13 protein-coding genes are annotated in these 17,371 nt (G+C 66.8%); 9 read left to right on the forward strand and 4 right to left on the reverse strand.

Going from position 1 to position 17,371, the window contains the following annotated elements; translation table 11 throughout:
• Nucleotides 1-88 precede the first annotated feature (88 nt).
• Nucleotides 89-1,981, forward strand: a complete 1,893-nt coding sequence (locus QVN30_RS00515; RefSeq protein ID WP_289835019.1) for an ABC transporter ATP-binding protein — start codon at nucleotides 89-91, stop codon at nucleotides 1,979-1,981.
• Nucleotides 1,982-3,754 carry an ABC transporter ATP-binding protein gene (locus QVN30_RS00520; protein WP_289835020.1) on the forward strand — a complete coding sequence of 591 codons (1,773 nt, stop codon included), beginning with the start codon at nucleotides 1,982-1,984 and terminating at the stop codon, nucleotides 3,752-3,754. It begins immediately after the preceding gene.
• A 418-nt stretch (nucleotides 3,755-4,172) separates the two neighbouring features.
• Here QVN30_RS00520 and QVN30_RS00525 read toward each other — a convergent pair whose 3' ends face one another.
• On the reverse strand, nucleotides 4,173-8,294 hold the full coding sequence (locus QVN30_RS00525; protein WP_289835021.1) for a M60 family metallopeptidase: 4,122 nt from the start codon (nucleotides 8,292-8,294) through the stop codon (nucleotides 4,173-4,175).
• A gap of 421 nt (nucleotides 8,295-8,715) precedes the next feature.
• Between QVN30_RS00525 and QVN30_RS00530 the strand changes: the two genes are divergently transcribed.
• Complete coding sequence (locus tag QVN30_RS00530; protein ID WP_289835022.1) at nucleotides 8,716-9,573, forward strand: aldo/keto reductase; 858 nt, start codon at nucleotides 8,716-8,718, stop codon at nucleotides 9,571-9,573.
• Nucleotides 9,574-9,594: 21 nt separating this feature from the next.
• On the opposite strand, the gene QVN30_RS00535 is transcribed toward QVN30_RS00530, so the two are convergent.
• On the reverse strand, nucleotides 9,595-10,434 hold the full coding sequence (locus tag QVN30_RS00535) for a LysR family transcriptional regulator (protein WP_289835023.1): 840 nt from the start codon (nucleotides 10,432-10,434) through the stop codon (nucleotides 9,595-9,597).
• A gap of 162 nt (nucleotides 10,435-10,596) precedes the next feature.
• Between QVN30_RS00535 and QVN30_RS00540 the strand changes: the two genes are divergently transcribed.
• Together QVN30_RS00540 and QVN30_RS00545 are read left to right on the forward strand one after the other, a co-directional pair.
• A complete protein-coding gene (locus tag QVN30_RS00540; RefSeq protein ID WP_289835024.1) occupies nucleotides 10,597-11,598 on the forward strand; it encodes an aldo/keto reductase in 1,002 nt (333 codons plus the stop codon).
• Between the two features lie 70 nt (nucleotides 11,599-11,668).
• Nucleotides 11,669-12,517, forward strand: a complete 849-nt coding sequence (locus QVN30_RS00545) for an aldo/keto reductase (RefSeq protein WP_204563953.1) — start codon at nucleotides 11,669-11,671, stop codon at nucleotides 12,515-12,517.
• Between the two features lie 797 nt (nucleotides 12,518-13,314).
• Here QVN30_RS00545 and QVN30_RS00550 read toward each other — a convergent pair.
• Entirely contained in the window at nucleotides 13,315-13,608 is a 294-nt protein-coding gene (locus QVN30_RS00550; protein ID WP_087202533.1) for a hypothetical protein, read from the reverse strand.
• Between the two features lie 93 nt (nucleotides 13,609-13,701).
• On the opposite strand from QVN30_RS00550, the gene QVN30_RS00555 reads away from it, so the two are divergent.
• A complete protein-coding gene (locus QVN30_RS00555; protein WP_289835025.1) occupies nucleotides 13,702-14,511 on the forward strand; it encodes a class I SAM-dependent methyltransferase in 810 nt (269 codons plus the stop codon).
• Between the two features lie 345 nt (nucleotides 14,512-14,856).
• On the opposite strand, the gene QVN30_RS00560 is transcribed toward QVN30_RS00555, so the two are convergent.
• On the reverse strand, nucleotides 14,857-15,117 hold the full coding sequence (locus tag QVN30_RS00560) for a hypothetical protein (protein ID WP_066829488.1): 261 nt from the start codon (nucleotides 15,115-15,117) through the stop codon (nucleotides 14,857-14,859).
• Between the two features lie 244 nt (nucleotides 15,118-15,361).
• Here QVN30_RS00560 and QVN30_RS00565 point away from each other — a divergent pair, with 244 nt between their 5' ends.
• The 3 genes from QVN30_RS00565 to QVN30_RS00575 all read left to right on the forward strand — a co-directional run bounded on the left by QVN30_RS00565 (nucleotide 15,362) and on the right by QVN30_RS00575 (nucleotide 17,324).
• Complete coding sequence (locus QVN30_RS00565) at nucleotides 15,362-15,721, forward strand: YccF domain-containing protein (RefSeq protein WP_066829487.1); 360 nt, start codon at nucleotides 15,362-15,364, stop codon at nucleotides 15,719-15,721.
• A 54-nt stretch (nucleotides 15,722-15,775) separates the two neighbouring features.
• Entirely contained in the window at nucleotides 15,776-16,324 is a 549-nt protein-coding gene (locus QVN30_RS00570) for an NADPH-dependent FMN reductase (RefSeq protein ID WP_289835026.1), read from the forward strand.
• 127 nt (nucleotides 16,325-16,451) lie between these two features.
• A complete protein-coding gene (locus QVN30_RS00575; RefSeq protein WP_289835027.1) occupies nucleotides 16,452-17,324 on the forward strand; it encodes a patatin-like phospholipase family protein in 873 nt (290 codons plus the stop codon).
• Nucleotides 17,325-17,371 lie beyond the last annotated feature (47 nt).

Below are 17,371 nucleotides of genomic sequence, written 5' to 3' on the forward strand. Positions count from 1 at the left end.
ATGCATCAGTTCAGAATAACTGTAAGTCTAATCTAACTTGTTGCGTCTGTACGGGGACTTCGTCCAGTCGCGACGGAAAGGGGGCCAGATGGCACATCGGAAGGAGGATGCGGGCAAGGAGACATCCTGGGTCGCCCGCGTCATCGGGTTCACGGGAGGCGGGAGGTGGCTCATCTACCTCTCCATGGTGCTTTCGGCGCTCTCCTCCCTCTGCTCGTTCGTGCCGTTCATCGCGGTGTACCTCGTGGTTGCGGATGTCGTTGCGATCTACCCCGATTTCGCGGCGCTGGACGCGGCACGTATGGCCGGTTTCGGCTGGATGGCGATCGCGGGCGTGGTGGGGAACATCGGGCTCTACCTCGCCGCCCTGCTCTGCGCGCATTCCGCCGCTTTCGATGCCGAGTACAACCTCAAGCTGCAGATGGCCGAGCATCTGGCGCGCATTCCGTTGGGGCGGCTCGAGGCGCTTGGCAGCGGGCGCGTGGGAAAGGTCATGGACGAGAGCGTGGGCGCCATAGAGGGTTTCTTGGCCCATTCGCTGCCGGACACGGTGGCGGCGTTCACGGCGCCTGCGGCCATCGCGGTGCTGCTATTCGTCTTCGACTGGCGCTTCGGCCTTGCCGCCGTGGCGTGCGTGGTGGCGGCTTTCGGCGTGGAGGCCGCCGGCTTCTCCAACAAAGCGGTCACGGAGAAGATGCGGCGCCACCTGGTCAACCAGGAGCACATGACCAACGCCACGGTGGAGTACGTGCGCGGCATGCCCGTGGTCAAGACGTTCGGTCAGACGGCGGAGTCGTTCGGGCGCCTTTCCGCCGCGGTGCGCGCCTATACGGACCTGGCGCTCGACGTGGCGCTGTTCTGGCAAAGCCTCATGCCCGCCTTCACGGCTATCATCAACAACGCCTACCTGTTCATCCTGCCGGTGGGCATCATCCTCGGTGCGGGACTCGCGGGCTCCGACTTTCGCGCCTTCGCGCTCGACTTCATCTTCTACCTGCTGTTCGTGCCCTCCATCGCGGGCGCGCTCAACAAGATGATGTACATCTCCGAGGACAGCATGATCATCGGCGCGCAGCTCGCGCGTATCGACGAGCTGCTCGGCATCGATCCGCTTCCCGCGCCGCGTCCCGAGGCGGTGCGCGCGCCCGAGCGTTTCGGCGTGGAGCTCGATTGCGTGTCGTTCGAATATGGCTCCGGTGGCGAGGAGGGCGAGGGCAGCGGCGCGCTCGCGCTCGACCGGGTGAGCCTTGCCGTGCCCGAGGGCACGACGCTCGCCATCGTAGGGCCGTCCGGCGCGGGCAAATCGACCGTGGCGAGCCTCGTGGCGCGCTTTTGGGACGTGGATGCCGGCGCGGTGCGCATCGGCGGCGTCGATGTGCGCGACATGGATCCCGACGACCTCATGGGCTGCGTGAGCATGGTGTTCCAGGGCGTGCACCTCTTTCGGACGAGCATGTTCGAGAACATCCGCATGGCCCGCCCCGACGCCACGCGCGAGGAGGTGGTCGAGGCTGCGCGCGCCGCGCAGGCCGACGGCTTCATCCGCGCGCTGCCCCAAGGCTACGACACGGTGTACGGCAGCGCGGGCGTGCATCTCTCCGGCGGAGAGGCGCAGCGCGTCTCCATCGCCCGCGCGATCCTGGCGGACCGTCCCATCGTGGTGCTCGACGAGGCGACCGCCTTCTCGGATCCCGAGAACGAGCATCTCATCCAACGCGCTTTCGAACGGCTCATGGCGGGCAAGACGGTCATCATGATCGCGCATCGTCTCTCCACCGTGGTGGGGGCCGACCAGATCGCCGTGATCGACGGCGGGCGTGTGGTGGAGCGTGGTCGCCATGGGGAGCTGCTCGCCGCGGGCGGCGCCTATGCGCGCATGTGGAAGCGCTACACGCAGGCCCTCTCGTGGGGTATCGGATCGGATGTCAAGTCGGAGGGTCTGGACGCGCCGTGCGTTTCGGCCGACAAGGAGGTGGTCTAGATGATGGATACGAACGGAAAGCCGCGGGTGCAGCGCGCGCTCGCGCTCACCGACGAGGGATATCGCAGCCTCAAGGGAGCCGTCGCGGCATGCACGCTCACCAACCTGGTGCTCATGGTGCCGTTCACCATCACGGTGATGGTTTTCGGCACGGTGCTCATGCGCCTCACGGGGCAGGATGTGGATTGGCAGGCGCTCTGGGGACTTTTCGCAGCGGGTGTCGTGGGGCTCGTCGCGGTCTTCCTTTGCGCGCGCAACGACTACCGGCGCACCTATGTGACGGCCTACCGCGAGACGGAGGCCACGCGCATGGGCTTGGCCGAGCATCTGCGCCGACTGCCCATGTCCTTCTTCAACCAGCGCGACCTCTCGGAACTCACCGAGAACCTCATGGGCGACGTGTCGAGTCGCGAGTCGCTCATGTCGAGCACGGTCCCGCAGCTCGTTGCGAGCTGCGTCTCCACTGCGGTCGTCTGCGTGATGCTCGCGTTCTTCGAGTGGCGGCTCGCACTCGGCGTGTTCGCGACCCTGCCGGCGGCGCTTCTCATCGTGCTCGCCGCGCGCGGACGCGAGCGCAGGCTTTTCGAGCGGCAGACCGAGGCGCGTCTTGCGGCCTCCGCGCAGCTCATGGATTACGTCGAGGGCATGCGCGACATCCGCGCGTGCCGGCAGGTGGGGGCGCAGTCGGCGCCTATGCGCGCGGCGCTTCGGGCCCTGCGGGACATCGCGATGAAGGTGGAGCTCGCGGTGGACGTATGCGTCTCTGCTGCGACCACGGTGCTCCAGGCGGGCGTGGGCATCACGGTTTTCTCGGGCTGTGCGCTCCTTGCGGGCGGTGAGGTCGACTTCCTCACGCTGCTCATGTTCCTGCTCATCGCCTCGCGCGTGTACGGACCCATCACGTCGATTCTCTCGCAGCTGCCGAATCTTTTGCAGCTGTCCGGGCGCACGGCGCGCCTGCGGGCGCTCGCCGACGAGCCGGTCGCTGCGGGCACGGGCGATGCGTCGGGTTTGGGCGTAAAGCCCATTGACCTGCGCGACGTGCGCTTTTCGTATGCCGACGGCGACGATGAGGTCCTGCGCGGCATCTCCTTCCGCATGGAGCCCGGCACGGTGACCGCGCTCGTCGGCCATTCCGGTTCGGGCAAGTCGACGGTCGCCAAGCTCGTCGCGCGGTTCTACGCCCCCTCGTCCGGCGCGATACGCGCGGGCGGGGTGGACCTGGCGGGGTTGGACGAGGAGTCGTGGCTGCGCAACGTATCCGTGGTCTTCCAGGACGTGACGCTTTTCGACGACACGGTGATGGAGAACATCCGCATGGGCCGCTTAGGTGCCACGGACGAGGAGGTGCGCGCGGCGGCGCGGGCAGCCCATTGCGAGGAGTTCATCGAACGGCTGCCTGAGGGCTGGGCCACGCGTCTCGGTGAGAACGGCGCACGTCTTTCCGGGGGAGAGCGGCAGCGGATATCCATCGCCCGGGCCCTGCTGAAGGACGCTCCCGTCGTGCTGCTCGACGAGGCGACGAGCTCACTCGATCCCGAGAACGAGACGCTCGTGCAGGACGCCGTGGGACGGCTTTGCGCAGGCAAGACGGTTCTCGTGATCGCGCATCGCCTGCGCACCGTGGCCGGTGCCGACCGGATCGTGGTGCTCGATCGCGGTTGCGTGGCCGAGCAGGGCACCCATGCCGAGCTTATGGCCGCAGGCGGTCTCTATGCGCACCTTGTGCGCATCCAGCAGGAGAGTCTCGGCTGGACTGTGGCTCGCCCGTAGCTATTCGGGGAGCGCCGATGTAGGTTTCGCGCCCGTTGGCAGCTCCGAAAAGGCATGCATACGAGTTTGTCATTGTTTTTCGGTGCCCTTTTCCCGCACGCGCTGCACCCGTTTGCATTTCCGCAGGATTCAACTGGGGAAATGCTAGAGGGTACGGCGCATGTGGCGCGGGGGCACCGAAAAACAATGACAAACTCGGTCCCTCCCTTTTCGCGCCGCCCGCAGGCCCCCGAATTCCCCGTTTTTTATGCAAGATCGTCACGAGAATATGCGGTTTGCGCCACGAGGGCGCATTGACAGGCGCTTCTCCAGGGACGCGCCCGGTCACCGAGCGTGCGCGGCGAGCTGCTACGGTAGGCTCGGAATGCGAGCGCCCGCGCACAGGGGAGCCGTTTCCCTCTGCGCGCGGGCGCGTGCTTTACTGCCGTTTGCTGAATCTCGAAGCGATCGCGGCGCCGGCAAGGGAGAGGACGCCGCCTACCGCGGCGACAAGAGGTGCGAGGAGGGAGGGGTCTCCCGTCTTGGCAAGCGTCTTGTCCGAGTCGCCTGCCAATGCGGTCGATCCGCCTTGGGGTGTGCCGGGCTGCTGCCCGATGTCCCCTGAGGGGGCGCCTCCATCGGAAGGATCGTTGCTGCCGTCTCCAGCGGATCCTTCGTCGTCCTGGCTCGGGTTGCCGGCAGCGGGGTCGTTTTCCTCGCCGTCCTGGTCCCCGTTCGAGCCTCCGGCATCTTCTCCGTTTCCGGAATCGTTACCGTCATCGCCATCGGAGCCGCCGTCATCGGGCGCATTCGAGTCTCCGGATCCGTCGCCGTCCTCGGGCTTGCTCTCCCCGGAGTCGTCGCCATCGCCGCCTTCGGGCTGCTCCTCTTCGGAGCCGTTTCCGGGCTCTTGGTCCGTATCGCCGTCCGAGCCGTCTTCCGGCCCCTCTGTGCCACCTTCGCCACCGGGCTGGTCTCCGTCACCGGCGTCTCCGCCCGTGCCGTCATCGCCGGGGCCAGTGTCTCCGCCGTTTCCGGGCTCCCCGCCGCCGGTGTCGCCGCCATCGGTGTCCCCGCCGTCGGCGTCTCCGCCCGTGCCGCTATCGCCGTCGCCGGCGTCCCCGCCGCCGGATCCGTCATCCCCGCCGCCCGGCTTCTCGTCCGCGCTGCCGGATCCGTCGCCGTCTTCCGATCCGTCTCCGGGCTGATCGTCCCCGGTGTCGCCGCCATCGCCGGCAAACTCCGTGCTGGGGTTCAGCCGCACGTCGTAGGCCACGACGCTGAACGAGGCCGGGTCGCCGTCTCCCACGTCGCCGGTGAGCTCGAACACGCCGTCGCGCGAGAATCCCGCGAGCTCGCCGTCCCGGTAGAGTTCCCACGCCGTCGTGGCGCGCGCGAGCTCGTCGCTGGGCATCGATGCCGTCACGCGCAGCGCGTTGCCCACGATGGCGACCTCGAGCTCGGGCTCGACCGCGCCGCCGGCCCCGACGATCTCCTCATAGGTCTTTGCCCCGTTGACGATCGCGGCGTCGGTGTTCAGCGAGAAGTAGCGCACCTTGCGCGGCATCGAGGGGTAGCGCGAACACCACTCCAGCACCTGGGGCGCCAGGTCGCGCTCGCCCAGCTCGTAGAGGTACTCGGCGAAGTCGTAGCCCGTTCCCATGGTGAACGCCACGGCCATGCGGTTGTACTTCACGCCCGTCGAGGCGTTCGAGGCGAGGTCCTCGATGGCCTTCACGGCCGCCGGATCGCCGCGCAGGATGCGCAGCGTCGCCCCATAGGCCCCGTAGCGCTCCACATCGGCTGCGGTCTTCTCGGAGTAGGGGCTTGCCGAGAAGTCGTAGCCCGAATAATCCCAATCGTCGAAGAAGTGCAGGCCGTTCCACCAGGTGGTCACATGCGTCCAGATGTAGGTTCCCCAGTCCCCGCCGTTCATCCAGTCGGGCACGTACTGCGGGTCGGCGGCCATCTGCGCCAGCTCCGCATCCCTGCGCTTCGTGGCGTTCATGGCGTTCACGTGGTAGTGGGCCGACGGGTTGAACCCCGTGCCCGCCGCGCGTGCGGCCTCAATGCCGCCGTGCCGCGCGCCCGCGATGGAGTACAGGTTGTTGGTCTCCTCGGCCACCGCGATCACGTTGTTGTCGAGCATGTGCCCGTATTCGTGCGACATGCCCCAGCCGTACATGCTCTCGCCCGAGAGAAACGTTGCGGCGCTGCTCTCGGGCATGTGGAAATACCGTCCGTACGCGTACATGGTGGAGGGGCTGGACACGGTGCGAGTGAAGGCCGTGTGCACGCGCGCCGTCGTGATGGCGTTGGGGCCGGTCGCCTCGCCCGCGTCAAAGCCGTCGAACGCCCAGTAGAACTCCAGGCGGTCCTGGATCGCCCGATTGGACTTCTCGATATAGGCGACGGCGTCCGCCTCCGACGCGATGTCCGCGTACGCCTTCGCCATGGCGGTGGCGCTCACGGCGAACTGCGCGTGCCCCGCATCACCCATCTGGATGAGCGTCATGTCCGCCGCCTCGCCCGCCTGCGCCCGCGCGGCATGGGCGCGGACCTGCTGCACGTAGTCCCAGAAGCGCTCCGGATGCGCGGCGTCGTGCTCGTAGAACGGGTGGGCGCCCAGGCCGGTGCCCAAGATGGGCTCGCCTCCGGCGTCCGGCGCATCGGCCGACTCGATGCGCACGCGGGCCTTGTTGTCCGTGGAGTCGTTGCGCAGGTAGAGCATGGAGCCGTAGGTCTTGCCCGTCAGGTCGACGGTGATCTGGTTCGCGCCGTTCACCAGCCGGGATCGCTGCTCCAGGTTGAGGGAGGGGTAGTTGTTCGTGTCGGTGACGCCCACCTGGCGCCATGCCACCGAGAGCTTGCTCGGGTCCTCGGCATCCACATAGACGGTGATGCGCCTGGCCTCGCCCGGCTTGAGGTAGAGCCCGGTTGCGTCCAGGTTGTCGAACTGGTAGCCCTGCTGGGTCCGGCGCGCCTCGGCGCTCGGGTCGCCCAGCTGGGAGAGCTCGCGCACCGAATCCTCGAGAACACCCCCGTGTTCGGCGAGGTAGGAGGCGTAGTGCTCGGCCTGCTCGATCTGCTGCAGGCGAAGGCGATGCTCGGGTGTGTCGATGCCGCCGAAGTGCGCCTCCACCGCCTCGCGCAGGCGATCGAAGGCGCCCGGCTTGTCGAGCTCCTCGCGCATGGTGAGGCCGAGGCGGTCGGCGAAGGGGTTGTCGAGCACGTCGAACAGCGCCGTCACGTCCGACGGGGCGAGCGCGAGGTTGCGCGCGTCGGACTCGTCGATGCCCACCGAGACGATTTTCTCGGGGGTGCCGCCCGTGCGGACGGAGAGCCGGGGCAGCGTGTCGCGGGCGACCTCGGGGGAGGGGCTGGACGCCAGCAGCGTCCCCGGGTCCCATGTGCCGGAGAGCACCACCTCGATGGGATCGTCGGCGGTGTGCTTTTCGGGCGCGTCGGCAAAGCTGAGCGAGCCTCCCTGCGCCAGGTTGATGCGGTCCGCGCCGTCGAAGCGCGCGGCTTTGCCCAGCTCGAGCGAGCCGCCCGCGTCTACGCGCACGCCGAAGGTGTTGTTGGGGGCGTTGTCTCCGATGGTGCCGCCCGTGAAGGAGAGCGTCCCGCTGTCCAGCACGTGGACGACGCCGTCTGACGACACGTTGGACGAATTCCCGGCGATGACGCCGCCCGTCATGCGCACCGTGCCCCGTGTCCACACGATGGACTCCGAATAGCTGGTGCGCATGCCGCGGATGGCGCCGGCGCGCATCTCGAACGTCGCGCCGCGCTCCACCGCCACGGCCGCGTTGCGCATGGCGAAGCCGTCGAGCAGCTCGCCGCCGTCGAGGACGAACGTGCCGCCGTGCACGTAGACCGAGGCCCACGGCTTCCAGGAGCACAGCGCGCCCTCGATGGCCGTGCCCGCGCGCATGGTGAAGGTCGACTGCTCGCGAATGGCCACTACGGCCTCGTTGGAATCGACGTCGGAGCCGTCGAGCACGAGCCTGCCGGAGGCGGGGTCTGCCGCCTCGAGCGTGAGCGATGAGCTTCCGAGCAGGCGGAACATGCCTGCCGTCTTGCCGCCCTCGAGGGGAAAGCCGGCGGCACGGGAGATGGTGGCCGCCCCTGTCGCGCGCAGGGTGATGGCGCGGCCCGCGTCGAGCACGACGGGTTCTGCGATGGCGATGTCGCCGGCGACCTCCACGACGTCGCCGGTCTGGGCCGCCTGCACGGCGGCGTTGAGCGTCTCGAACGCGATACGCGCTCCGCCCCGGACGATGGCGATCGGGGCCTGCGAGGAGTCGGCCGAGCCGTCAGATGCGGCGTCGTCCGAACCCGAGGACGTTGTCGGAGTCGCCGGCGCGTCGTCGGCGTTCGCGCTGCCGGCACCGTCCGTCTCGTGCTCGGCGCCGGCTGCAGGGGAGACCGCGTCCTCGGTATGGGCCGTGTCGGGCAGGGCGGGCGAGGCGGGTGCGGCCTGCGCCTCGGCTCCCGGGAGCGCAAGGCTCGCGGCGAGGACCGTTCCCAGAACGGCGGGTGCTATTGGGTTGGGCATTGCTGTGTCCTTTCGATCTCGCGCCCAAGGGGGCGTGGGGTCGTTACAGGCAGGGACATTCGTGAAATAACCTACCGTCAAAGTAGGTTAACCGATGACCGCGTTCGTCCCCCAAGAATCCACAGATGTGGACATGGGTTCGTTGGGGACGGGTTCGTTCCAACCCATGGGCGGCCCGCGTGGCCGCCCATGGGTTGGAACGAACCCGTCCCCAACGAACCCATCGGCCGGCGTTTTCCGGGTCCATCGCCCCATCGCACGCATCGTGCGATGGCCCTGCGGCTCCCGCTATGCACTGGACGCATAGCGGCATATCGACGCGGCGCCTGTACGGTGGCGTCGCGGGGGCGCACCATGGTCGTAGCAACCCGGCGGGATCGGTCCCGCGGCGGGATCCGTTCTATGCGAAAGCGAGGAGACCATGGAGTGCAAGACCCTATCCAACGGCGTGAAGATGCCCATGCTCGGCTACGGCGTGTTCCAGATCGACGACGAGACCACCGAGCGCTGCGTCGCCGACGCCATCGCGAGCGGGTACCGCCTGATCGACACCGCGCAGGCGTACGGCAACGAGCGCGGCGTGGGTGCGGCCGTCAAGGCGAGTGGCGTCGCACGCGAGGACCTCTTCATCGTGAGCAAGGTGTGGGTGTCCAACTACGGCGAGGGCGCGACCTACGACTCCATCAAGCGCTCGCTCGAGCTGCTGGGCGTGGAGCAGATCGACCTCATGCTGCTGCACCAGGCGTACGGCGACTACCACGCGGCCTGGCGCGACATGGAGCGCGCCTACGATGACGGGCTGGTGCGCGCCATCGGCGTGTCCAACTTCGACCCCACCCGACTGCTCGACATCTGCACGTTCGCGTGCATCGCCCCCATGGTCAACCAGGTGGAGACCCATGTGTTCTGGCAGCAGGGCTACGCGCACGAGAACATGGAGAACCTGGGCGTGGCCCATATGTCGTGGGGTCCGTTCGCGGAGGGCGCCAACGGGTTCTTCTCCAACCCGCTTCTGGCCCAGATCGGCGAGGCGCACGGCAAGAGCGTGGGCCAGGTCGCCCTGCGCTACCTGCTGGACCTCGGCGTCATCGTCATCCCCAAGTCCACGCACAAGGAGCGCATGGAGGAGAACTTCGACGTGTTCGACTTCGAGCTCACCGATGACGAGCGCGCCAAGATCGCCGAGCTCGACTGCGGCCGCTCCATGTGCTTCGACCACACGGACGTGCAGCTGATCGGCGGCCTGCTCCAGATGATCAAGGGGCAGATGCAGTCCTAGGGAAACGCGCCGGACGGCATGCTACATGCGGGCTTTGTCCACGATCGATCGGACGGCTTTGGGGGCATCGGCCATGGCGGCGACGTAGAACGTCGCATGGGCGCCGGCGTCTTGGATGGGGACGCTCACGCGGCTCTCGTCGCGCTCGAACTTGGTGACGTCGGTGACGAAGCCGAGGACGTCGGTGGTGCGGATCATGTCGCTGAGGACCCGTCCGTCCCGCTGCTCGATGAAGCGCGCCCGCGGCATGGCGTCGCGCACCACGTTGCCCCAGAAGCCCACGTCGGCGTTCATGAGGAAGGTACTGCCGTCCAGCTCGGCGAAGCTCACGCTCGCGCGCGAGGCGAGCGGGCTGGAGGCGGGGGCGAAGACGAAGAGGTTTTCGACCATGAGCGGGGCGCAGGTGACGTTGGGCAGGCCGAGGGGCCGGTTGGTGATGACGATGTCCGCGGAGCGGTCGAACAGCCGGCGCTCCACCTCCTGCTCCCGCTGATCGACCTCGCTGGTGAGTATGGTGCCGGGCAGCGCGGAGACGACCAGCTCGGTCAGGCGCCAGACGGGCGCGGGCGCCACGCTCGCCACGGTCACGGGGCGCTTGCGGCGGGCGAGCTCCTCGAAGGCGTCGCGCATGTGCCGTTCCTCGGCGAGGATGGCCCGCGCGTGGTTCAGCGCCTTGAGCCCCGCGTCGTTGAGGCTCGCGCGGTTGCGGGTCCGCTCGAACAGCTCGCATCCCAGCTCGCGCTCGAGCGCGCGCATTGAGCGGCTGATGCTCGGCTGAGAGGTGCGTAGCTCGGCGGCCGCCGCCGAGAAGCTCCCCGTGCGGGCGATGGCATCGAGCTGGCGCAGCTGTTCGAATTCCATGGCGTGCCTCCTTGCTACCGATGATACCGCGGCATCCCAGGCGATTCGGTTATAGCCGCGGGGTTCGACGGGGGCCACCAACGGGAACTTCCGTCTTCCCCGGTGCCATCGTACCGTTGCAGAAGAGATATATCGGCGAGGAACATGAAGAGAGGAAATCTGATGGACGAGATGAAGACGGCGCGCGTGCTGGGCAACAGCGGCATCGAGGTCTCCGCGCTGGGCATGGGCTGCATGGGCCTCACCCACGCAAGCGGCGATCCGCTGCCCCGCGAGCAGGCCGCGCGCGTGGTGCGCGAGGCGCACGAGATGGGCTACACCTTCTTCGACACCGCGGAGTGCTACGTGGGCGTCAACCCGGACGGGTCGACTGCCTACAACGAGGAGGCCGTGGGCGACGCCTTGTGCCCGGTGCGCGACGAGGTGGTGATCGCCACCAAGTTCGGCGTGCAGCACAACCTCGACCTCACGCTGTCGCTGGACAGCCGGCCCGAGACCATCCGCGCCTCGGTCGACGGGTCCCTCAAGCGGCTGGGCGTCGACTGCATCGACCTGTACTACCAGCACCGCATCGATCCCAAGGTGGAGCCCGAGGAGGTCGCCGGCGTCATGGCCGAGCTCATCGAGGCGGGCAAGATCCGCGCCTGGGGTATCTCGGAGACCACCGAGGACTATCTGCGCCGCGCCCACGCCGTCTGCCCGGTCGCCGCGGTCCAGATGCGCTACTCCATGCTGGCGCGCTGGAATGAGAGCCTGCTGCCCGTGCTCTACGAGCTCGACGTGGCGTTCGTGGCGTTCAGCCCCATGGCCAACGGATTCCTCACCGGCGCCTACTCGCCCGCGACGAGCTTCGAGGGTTCTCAGGACTACCGCGCGGGCATGCCCCAGTACACCGAGGAGGGCTACGAGAAGAACCGCGCGGTGCTCGGCCTGCTGGGAGACATCGCCCGCGAGCACGGCGCCACGATGGCGCAGGTGTCGCTGGCGTGGATGCTGTGCCGCAACCCGCGCATCGTGCCCATTCCCGGCAGCCGCAAGCCCGAGCGCCTGCGCGAGAACCTCGCCTCCTGTGACGTCGTCCTCAGCCCCGAGGAGGTCGCGCGCATCGACATCGCGCTCGACGGCATGGACCTCGCCGTCTTCGGCGGCCATCGGGCGGAGTAGCGGCAGCGCTCGACCCGCGTTATTTCCGGAAGCTATGACATGCCGCGTATGCGGCGGAAAGCGAGAGATCATGGAGTACATCGAGCTCAACAACGGCGTGAAGATGCCCGTCGAGGGCCTGGGGACCTTCCTCATGAGCCCCGTCGAGGCAGAGGCCGCGTCCATCGCGGCGCTTGAGGCCGGCTACGAGCACATCGACACCGCCAACGCCTACATGAACGAGCGCGCGGTGGGCCGCGCCATCGCCACAAGCGGCGTCGCGCGCGAGAAGCTGTTCGTGTCCACCAAGCTGTGGCCGAGCGTCTACGAGGCGGGCATGGCCGCCGTGGACGGCACGCTTGCGCGCCTGGGCTTGGACTACGTCGACATGCTGATCCTGCATCAGCCGGTGGGCAACTACCTGGCCGCCTGGAAGACCATGGAGGAGGCCTATCGTGCGGGCAAGGTGCGCGCACTCGGTCTGTCCAACTTCGAGCAGGACAAGATCGCCGAGGTCATCGAGGCCGCCGAGATCAAGCCCCAGCTGGTGACGGTGGAGTGCCATCCCTATCACGCACAGGCCGACCTGCGCGCGTTCCTGGCGCCTTACGGCACGGTGATCGAGGCGTGGTATCCGCTGGGTCACGGCGACAAGGGCCTGCAGGAGGAGCCCGTGTTCCAGAAGCTCGCGCGGAAGTACGGCAAGAGCGCAGCGCAGGTCATCTTGAGGTGGCACGTGCAGATGGGCACCTCCATCATTCCGGGTTCCAAGAACCCGGTGCACATCGCCGACAACGCGAACATCTTCGATTTCGAGCTCACCGACGAGGAGATGGCCGAGATCGCCAAGCTCGACGGCACCAAGACCTACTACACCGCCACGCCCGAGGCGCTTGCAGGGTATCTGGCCATGAAGCCCGACTTCGATTCCCAGGAGTAGCCGCCGGGGCGGATCGCCGGTTTTGCGCGGCGGATTCGATGCTTCCCGAGGGGTTCATGGGGGACGGGTCCGTTCAAACCCATTTCCAGTGCTAAACAGTCTTCCTTTCGATGGACATGCGGTGCCTGACCGGTACCGGTTTTGGGGAAGCGACGACCGGTTCATGCCGTGCACGGCGCCCGTCGTGAGACGGGTCTGCGGAGGCGATCGATCGCCGTCTTCCTAGTATCCCCCGTCAGACGCGCGCGGGACCCAGCGGCAGACGGCGCGGTGCGCACTTTTGGGAAGCGGGCTCGTACCGCAGGGTGTGCACGGCACCGCGTCGCGGGCGCCCAGGGCCCTCCTCGCTGTGGCTGCACGGACCGTCCACCGACGAAATCGACCGTTCACGGGCGGTTGGGAACAGACAGATTACCTGCCGAGATGCGGGAAATAATCGAAGTGAGCAAAGAGCTCGAAGGATCCAAAAGGGGATCGGACGTATCGAGTAAGGGGGTGAGTCCAACGGGCACAGAAGAGATATCAGCCTTTGGGCCCGCTCTCCACGCTACTGAGGTTCGATAGCATTTGGGGCGAGCGGACTCGCCCAACGCAGAACGGCGCGTATCCGTGAAAGGCCGTTGAGGGGCGCCAGCGGGCCCAGGTTGAACAAGTGAATTCGCATCTGTTCCTACGGTAAGAGGTTTGAGGCGAGTCCAAAGTACAGAGCATGCGGGCGGGACGAAGGTCCCGCCCATTTTTAATGCGCATGGGTCATGTGGGCATGGGTCATGTGGGGACGGGTTCGTTTTGACCCATCAGGAGCGCGGTGCTTTGGATGTGAGGTGCCAGCCGTTGCAGTAGGGGCATTTGTACACATGGAGACCTCGCGTGCCGTGGTTCGCGCAGCGGGCGGCGGCGTCGAGCGCGTCGGCGCGCGTGGCGTAGCGGTTTTTCGACGCGCAGGCCTTGTCGTACAGCGCCTCTTCGCGCTCTGCCGCCAGCTCGTCGCGGCGTGCCTGCTCGCGTTCGAAGAGGTCGCCCATGTCGCCCAGGGATGCCCTGAACGCACCGATGCGCTTGGCGTTTGCCGATGGCTTCCTGCTCGACATGAGGGTCCTTCCTTCTTGGCGCCGCGACGCGTCGTGCGACGGGCGGCATGTTGCGCGATCTTCTGCTAGTGTACTGTGGCGGAGGTGCCGGATATGCCCAGGGCCAAGGACAACATGATGATGCCAACAACGGCGGTGGACCCGTCCAACCTGCTGGTGGTCGCTGCCGCGCCGGAGCATCTTGCGGCGGCGCGACGTCTTGCCGAGCACCTCGGTGCGCGCCTGGGGGCCTCTGCCGACGAGCTCGCCGATGTCCCCTTGGGGCTGGTTTTCGATGAGGAGGGGCTTGCGCTGGCGGGGGCGGGAATGGCGCTGCGTGCCGACCTGACCGACATGAAGCCTCGCCTGAAGCCCGCGAACCTCAATCGCGAGCTGCTGGTCAAGGCGGCAAAGATCAAAGGGGCCGTGCAAACTCCGCTGGCGATCGATGCCACGGCGGGCTTCGGGCAGGACTCCCTGCTCTTGGCGGCGGCAGGGTTCAGGGTCAGGCTGTACGAACGCGATCCGGTGATCGCCGCGTTGCTGGCGGATGCGGTGCGCCGTGCATCGTTGGACCCCGACCTTGCCGAGATCGTCGCGCGCATGCAGGTGGTCGAGGGGGATAGCGCATGTGCTCTGAGGCAGCTGTCCGAGCCGCCCGATGTCGTCTACCTCGATCCCATGTTTCCCGAGCGCCGCAAGAGCGCCGCGGTCAAAAAGAAGTTCCAGCTGCTCCATCTGCTCGAACGCCCCTGCATGGACCAAGACGAGCTCATGGGGGCGGCCATGGCGGCCGCGCCGCGCAAGATCGTCGTCAAGCGCCCACTGAAGGGCCCCTACCTGGCAGGCGCCAAGCCGAGTTACAGCATTTCGGGCAAGGCGATCCGCTACGACTGCCTCGTGATGAGCCGCCCGGCGGGGTAGAGAGCCGCCTGCCATGGGCATGCGATTTTGACGTGCATACAGTCCCGGCAAAACCGCAGGTAGCGAAAATTGCTATGCATAAAAAACCGGTCGAAGAAAAACCCATCGAGGAGGTAGGCTGAGTTTGTCATTGTTTTTGAGTGCCCGATTCCCACAGGCGCCATACCCCTCAACAAAACCGCAGGATTCAACTGGGCAAATGTCAGAGGGTATGGCTCGTGCGAAGAAATGGCACCCAAAAACAATGACAAACTCGTATGCATGGATTTTCAGGGTCCCGCGGGGAGCCTATCGTAGCCGATCTGCCTCCGCGGCCGGGTCGTGCGTCGAGCGCCGCCCGGGCTCCTATCCCATGGCCGCCTGCGCCACCGCGATGATCAAGGCAAACAGCGGGGTGACGGCGCTCACGACCACGCCGGCGATGGAGCAGATGAAGCCGACCGTCGCGGGCATGTCCTTGCGGTAGTCCGCTTTGCGCGCCCGCCGCGATACCACGATACCCGCGATGCCCGCCGCGACGCCGATGAGCTGCAGGGGGACGATGGGGGCGAAGCCCAGCAGGATGGCGAGGGCTCCCAGCAGAATCGATGCGTACTCCAAGGGCATGGCGATCTCCCAAATTGTCGTTATTGGCCACGTTGACGTGCGGCGATGGCATCTATCATACGACGCGGCAGACGGGGCGCCACCATATGTCGCGTTCCTCTATATCCGCATCGCGTCGCGCAATATCCGCCGTAGGCAAGCCTTAAGAATTAAGGAACTTTCAAGGCTCCGTGCGCCGTGCGGTCATGAGCGCCCTGCATGATGGGAATACACAGCAATATGCGAGAGGCGAAAGGATCGACGCATGCGCGTGGTGGGCAACATCATCTGGATTCTTCTGGGCGGCATCTGGACCGCATTGGGCTGGCTCCTGCTCGGCTTGGTGTTCTGCATCACCATCATCGGCATCCCCCTTGGGCGGCAGTGCCTCAAGATGGCCGGCCTGACGCTTGCGCCGTTCGGCAAGCAGATCGTCTATGGCGGAGGCGCGCCCTCGTTGGTCGCCAACGTCATATGGGTACTGCTCGCCGGCATCCCGATGGCGATCGCATACTGCATTGCCGGTGTGCTCAACTGCATCACCGTCATCGGCATCCCGTTCGGCCTGCAGAGCTTCAAGATGGCAAAACTTTCGCTGCTGCCCTTCGGTGCCGAGGTGAGATAGCGCGCGGCCGCCCCGAGGCGCCGCGCGCTCGCGTAAACAAGGAGCGTGACAGCTATGAAAAAGATCCTGTTGATTTCCGGTTCCCTGCGCAGGCAGTCGTTCAACACGCAGATGGCGCGTGAGGCAGCCAAGCTGCTTGAGGGGCGTGCACGCGTCAAACTGCTCGATTTCTCCGCGCTGCCGTACATGAACCAAGATCGCGAGCAGCCGGTGCCCGAGGTCGTCGCGCGCGTGCGCATGGAGGTCCAGTCCGCCGACGGCCTGTGGTTCTTCACGCCCGAATACAACTACAGCTATCCCGGCGTTCTCAAGAACATGCTCGACTGGATGAGCCGACCGGTCAAGCCGGGGGAGACCGCGACGGCCGTCGCAGGCAAGAAGGCGGCCATCTGCGCCGCGGCGGGCCGCTCCGCCGGTGCCGGCGCCCGCGCTAAGCTCAGCGAGCTGCTACAGGCCATAAAGGTCGACCTGATGGCGGAGCCCCAGCTCGGCGTGGTGCTCGACCGCGAGGCGTTCACGAGCGACGCGCTCTCGCTGACCGACGAGCAGCGCGCCGAGCTGGCAGAGCAGGCCGATGCGTTCCTGTCGTATTTGGGAGAGTAAGGCGTAAAAGCCCCTCTACGCCTCTCGCACCTTCGGCGCCCTCGCCGGCACAACATGCCGCCGAGGGCGCCTCGTCGCGTGCCGCGGGAGTATACTGGCGAGTCTGAATCGAGAGGGAGGTTGCTTCGTGGCGGCGACGGAACAAGGTGCGCGTCCAAGCGTGGGCGTGGTGCTCGAGGGCGGCGGATTTCGCGGGATGTACACGTCGGGCGTGATCGACGTGTGGATGGAGCGCGGGCTGACCGCCGACGCGACGGTGGGCGTGTCCGCGGGCGCGACCTTCGGCTGCAATTTCAAGTCGAGGCAGATCGGGCGCGCGCGGCGCTACAACAAGAAGTACTGCGCCGACCCGCGCTATGCGAGCCTTCGCAACTGGATATTCAAAGGCGACCTGTTCAGTCGGGATTTCGCCTACGGCGAGCTGCCGTGGAAGCTCGATGTGTTCGATAGCGCCACGTTCGCGGCGGACCCCATGCGCTTCACGGTCGTCGCGACCGACATCAACGCCGGCTGCGCCGTCTACCACGATCTTGGTCCGGGCGATGTCGGCGATATCGAGTGGATCCGCGCGTCGGCCTCCATCCCCATGGTGTCGCATCCGGTCCAGCTCGAGGGCCGAGAGCTGCTCGACGGCGGGATCGCCGATTCCATCCCGGTGGCCTGGATGCTCGAGCAGGGGTATGACCGGACCGTCGTGGTGCTGACGCAGCCGGAAGGGTACCGCAAGGAGCCCAACAGCCTCATGCCGCTGCTGCGCATCTGGCTGCGCCGCTACCCCAAGCTGATCGAGCTTTTGGCCGACCGCCATGTCCGCTATAACGAGACGCTGGACGCGATCGCGCGCCTCGAGCGGGAGGGCGCCGTGTTCGTCGTGCGCCCGAGCGAATCGGTCAAGATGCCGATGATGGTGCGCGACCCCGAGATCCTTGAGCATGCGTACCAAGTCGGCGTCGCGGATGCCCGGAAGACGTTCGACAGCCTGCTCGATTATTTGTCATAGAGACCATGGCGCGAAGGGCTCCGGGAGGGTACAAAGGGGCTGGCCGC

Origin of the sequence: Collinsella ihumii (genome assembly GCF_030385545.1) — a bacterium.
In the GTDB taxonomy this organism is placed as follows: Bacteria; Actinomycetota; Coriobacteriia; order Coriobacteriales; family Coriobacteriaceae; genus Collinsella; species Collinsella ihumii.

Bases quoted from the DNA above. Each gene is read 5' to 3' on its own strand.
- QVN30_RS00515 (WP_289835019.1), top strand. From the start codon at position 89: ATGGCACATCGGAAGGAGGATGCGGGCAAGGAGACATCCTGGGTCGCC.
- QVN30_RS00520 (WP_289835020.1), top strand. From the start codon at position 1,982: ATGATGGATACGAACGGAAAGCCGCGGGTGCAGCGCGCGCTCGCGCTC.
- QVN30_RS00525 (WP_289835021.1), bottom strand. From the start codon at position 8,294: ATGCCCAACCCAATAGCACCCGCCGTTCTGGGAACGGTCCTCGCCGCG.
- QVN30_RS00530 (WP_289835022.1), top strand. From the start codon at position 8,716: ATGGAGTGCAAGACCCTATCCAACGGCGTGAAGATGCCCATGCTCGGC.
- QVN30_RS00535 (WP_289835023.1), bottom strand. From the start codon at position 10,434: ATGGAATTCGAACAGCTGCGCCAGCTCGATGCCATCGCCCGCACGGGG.
- QVN30_RS00540 (WP_289835024.1), top strand. From the start codon at position 10,597: ATGGACGAGATGAAGACGGCGCGCGTGCTGGGCAACAGCGGCATCGAG.
- QVN30_RS00545 (WP_204563953.1), top strand. From the start codon at position 11,669: ATGGAGTACATCGAGCTCAACAACGGCGTGAAGATGCCCGTCGAGGGC.
- QVN30_RS00550 (WP_087202533.1), bottom strand. From the start codon at position 13,608: ATGTCGAGCAGGAAGCCATCGGCAAACGCCAAGCGCATCGGTGCGTTC.
- QVN30_RS00555 (WP_289835025.1), top strand. From the start codon at position 13,702: ATGCCCAGGGCCAAGGACAACATGATGATGCCAACAACGGCGGTGGAC.
- QVN30_RS00560 (WP_066829488.1), bottom strand. From the start codon at position 15,117: ATGCCCTTGGAGTACGCATCGATTCTGCTGGGAGCCCTCGCCATCCTG.
- QVN30_RS00565 (WP_066829487.1), top strand. From the start codon at position 15,362: ATGCGCGTGGTGGGCAACATCATCTGGATTCTTCTGGGCGGCATCTGG.
- QVN30_RS00570 (WP_289835026.1), top strand. From the start codon at position 15,776: ATGAAAAAGATCCTGTTGATTTCCGGTTCCCTGCGCAGGCAGTCGTTC.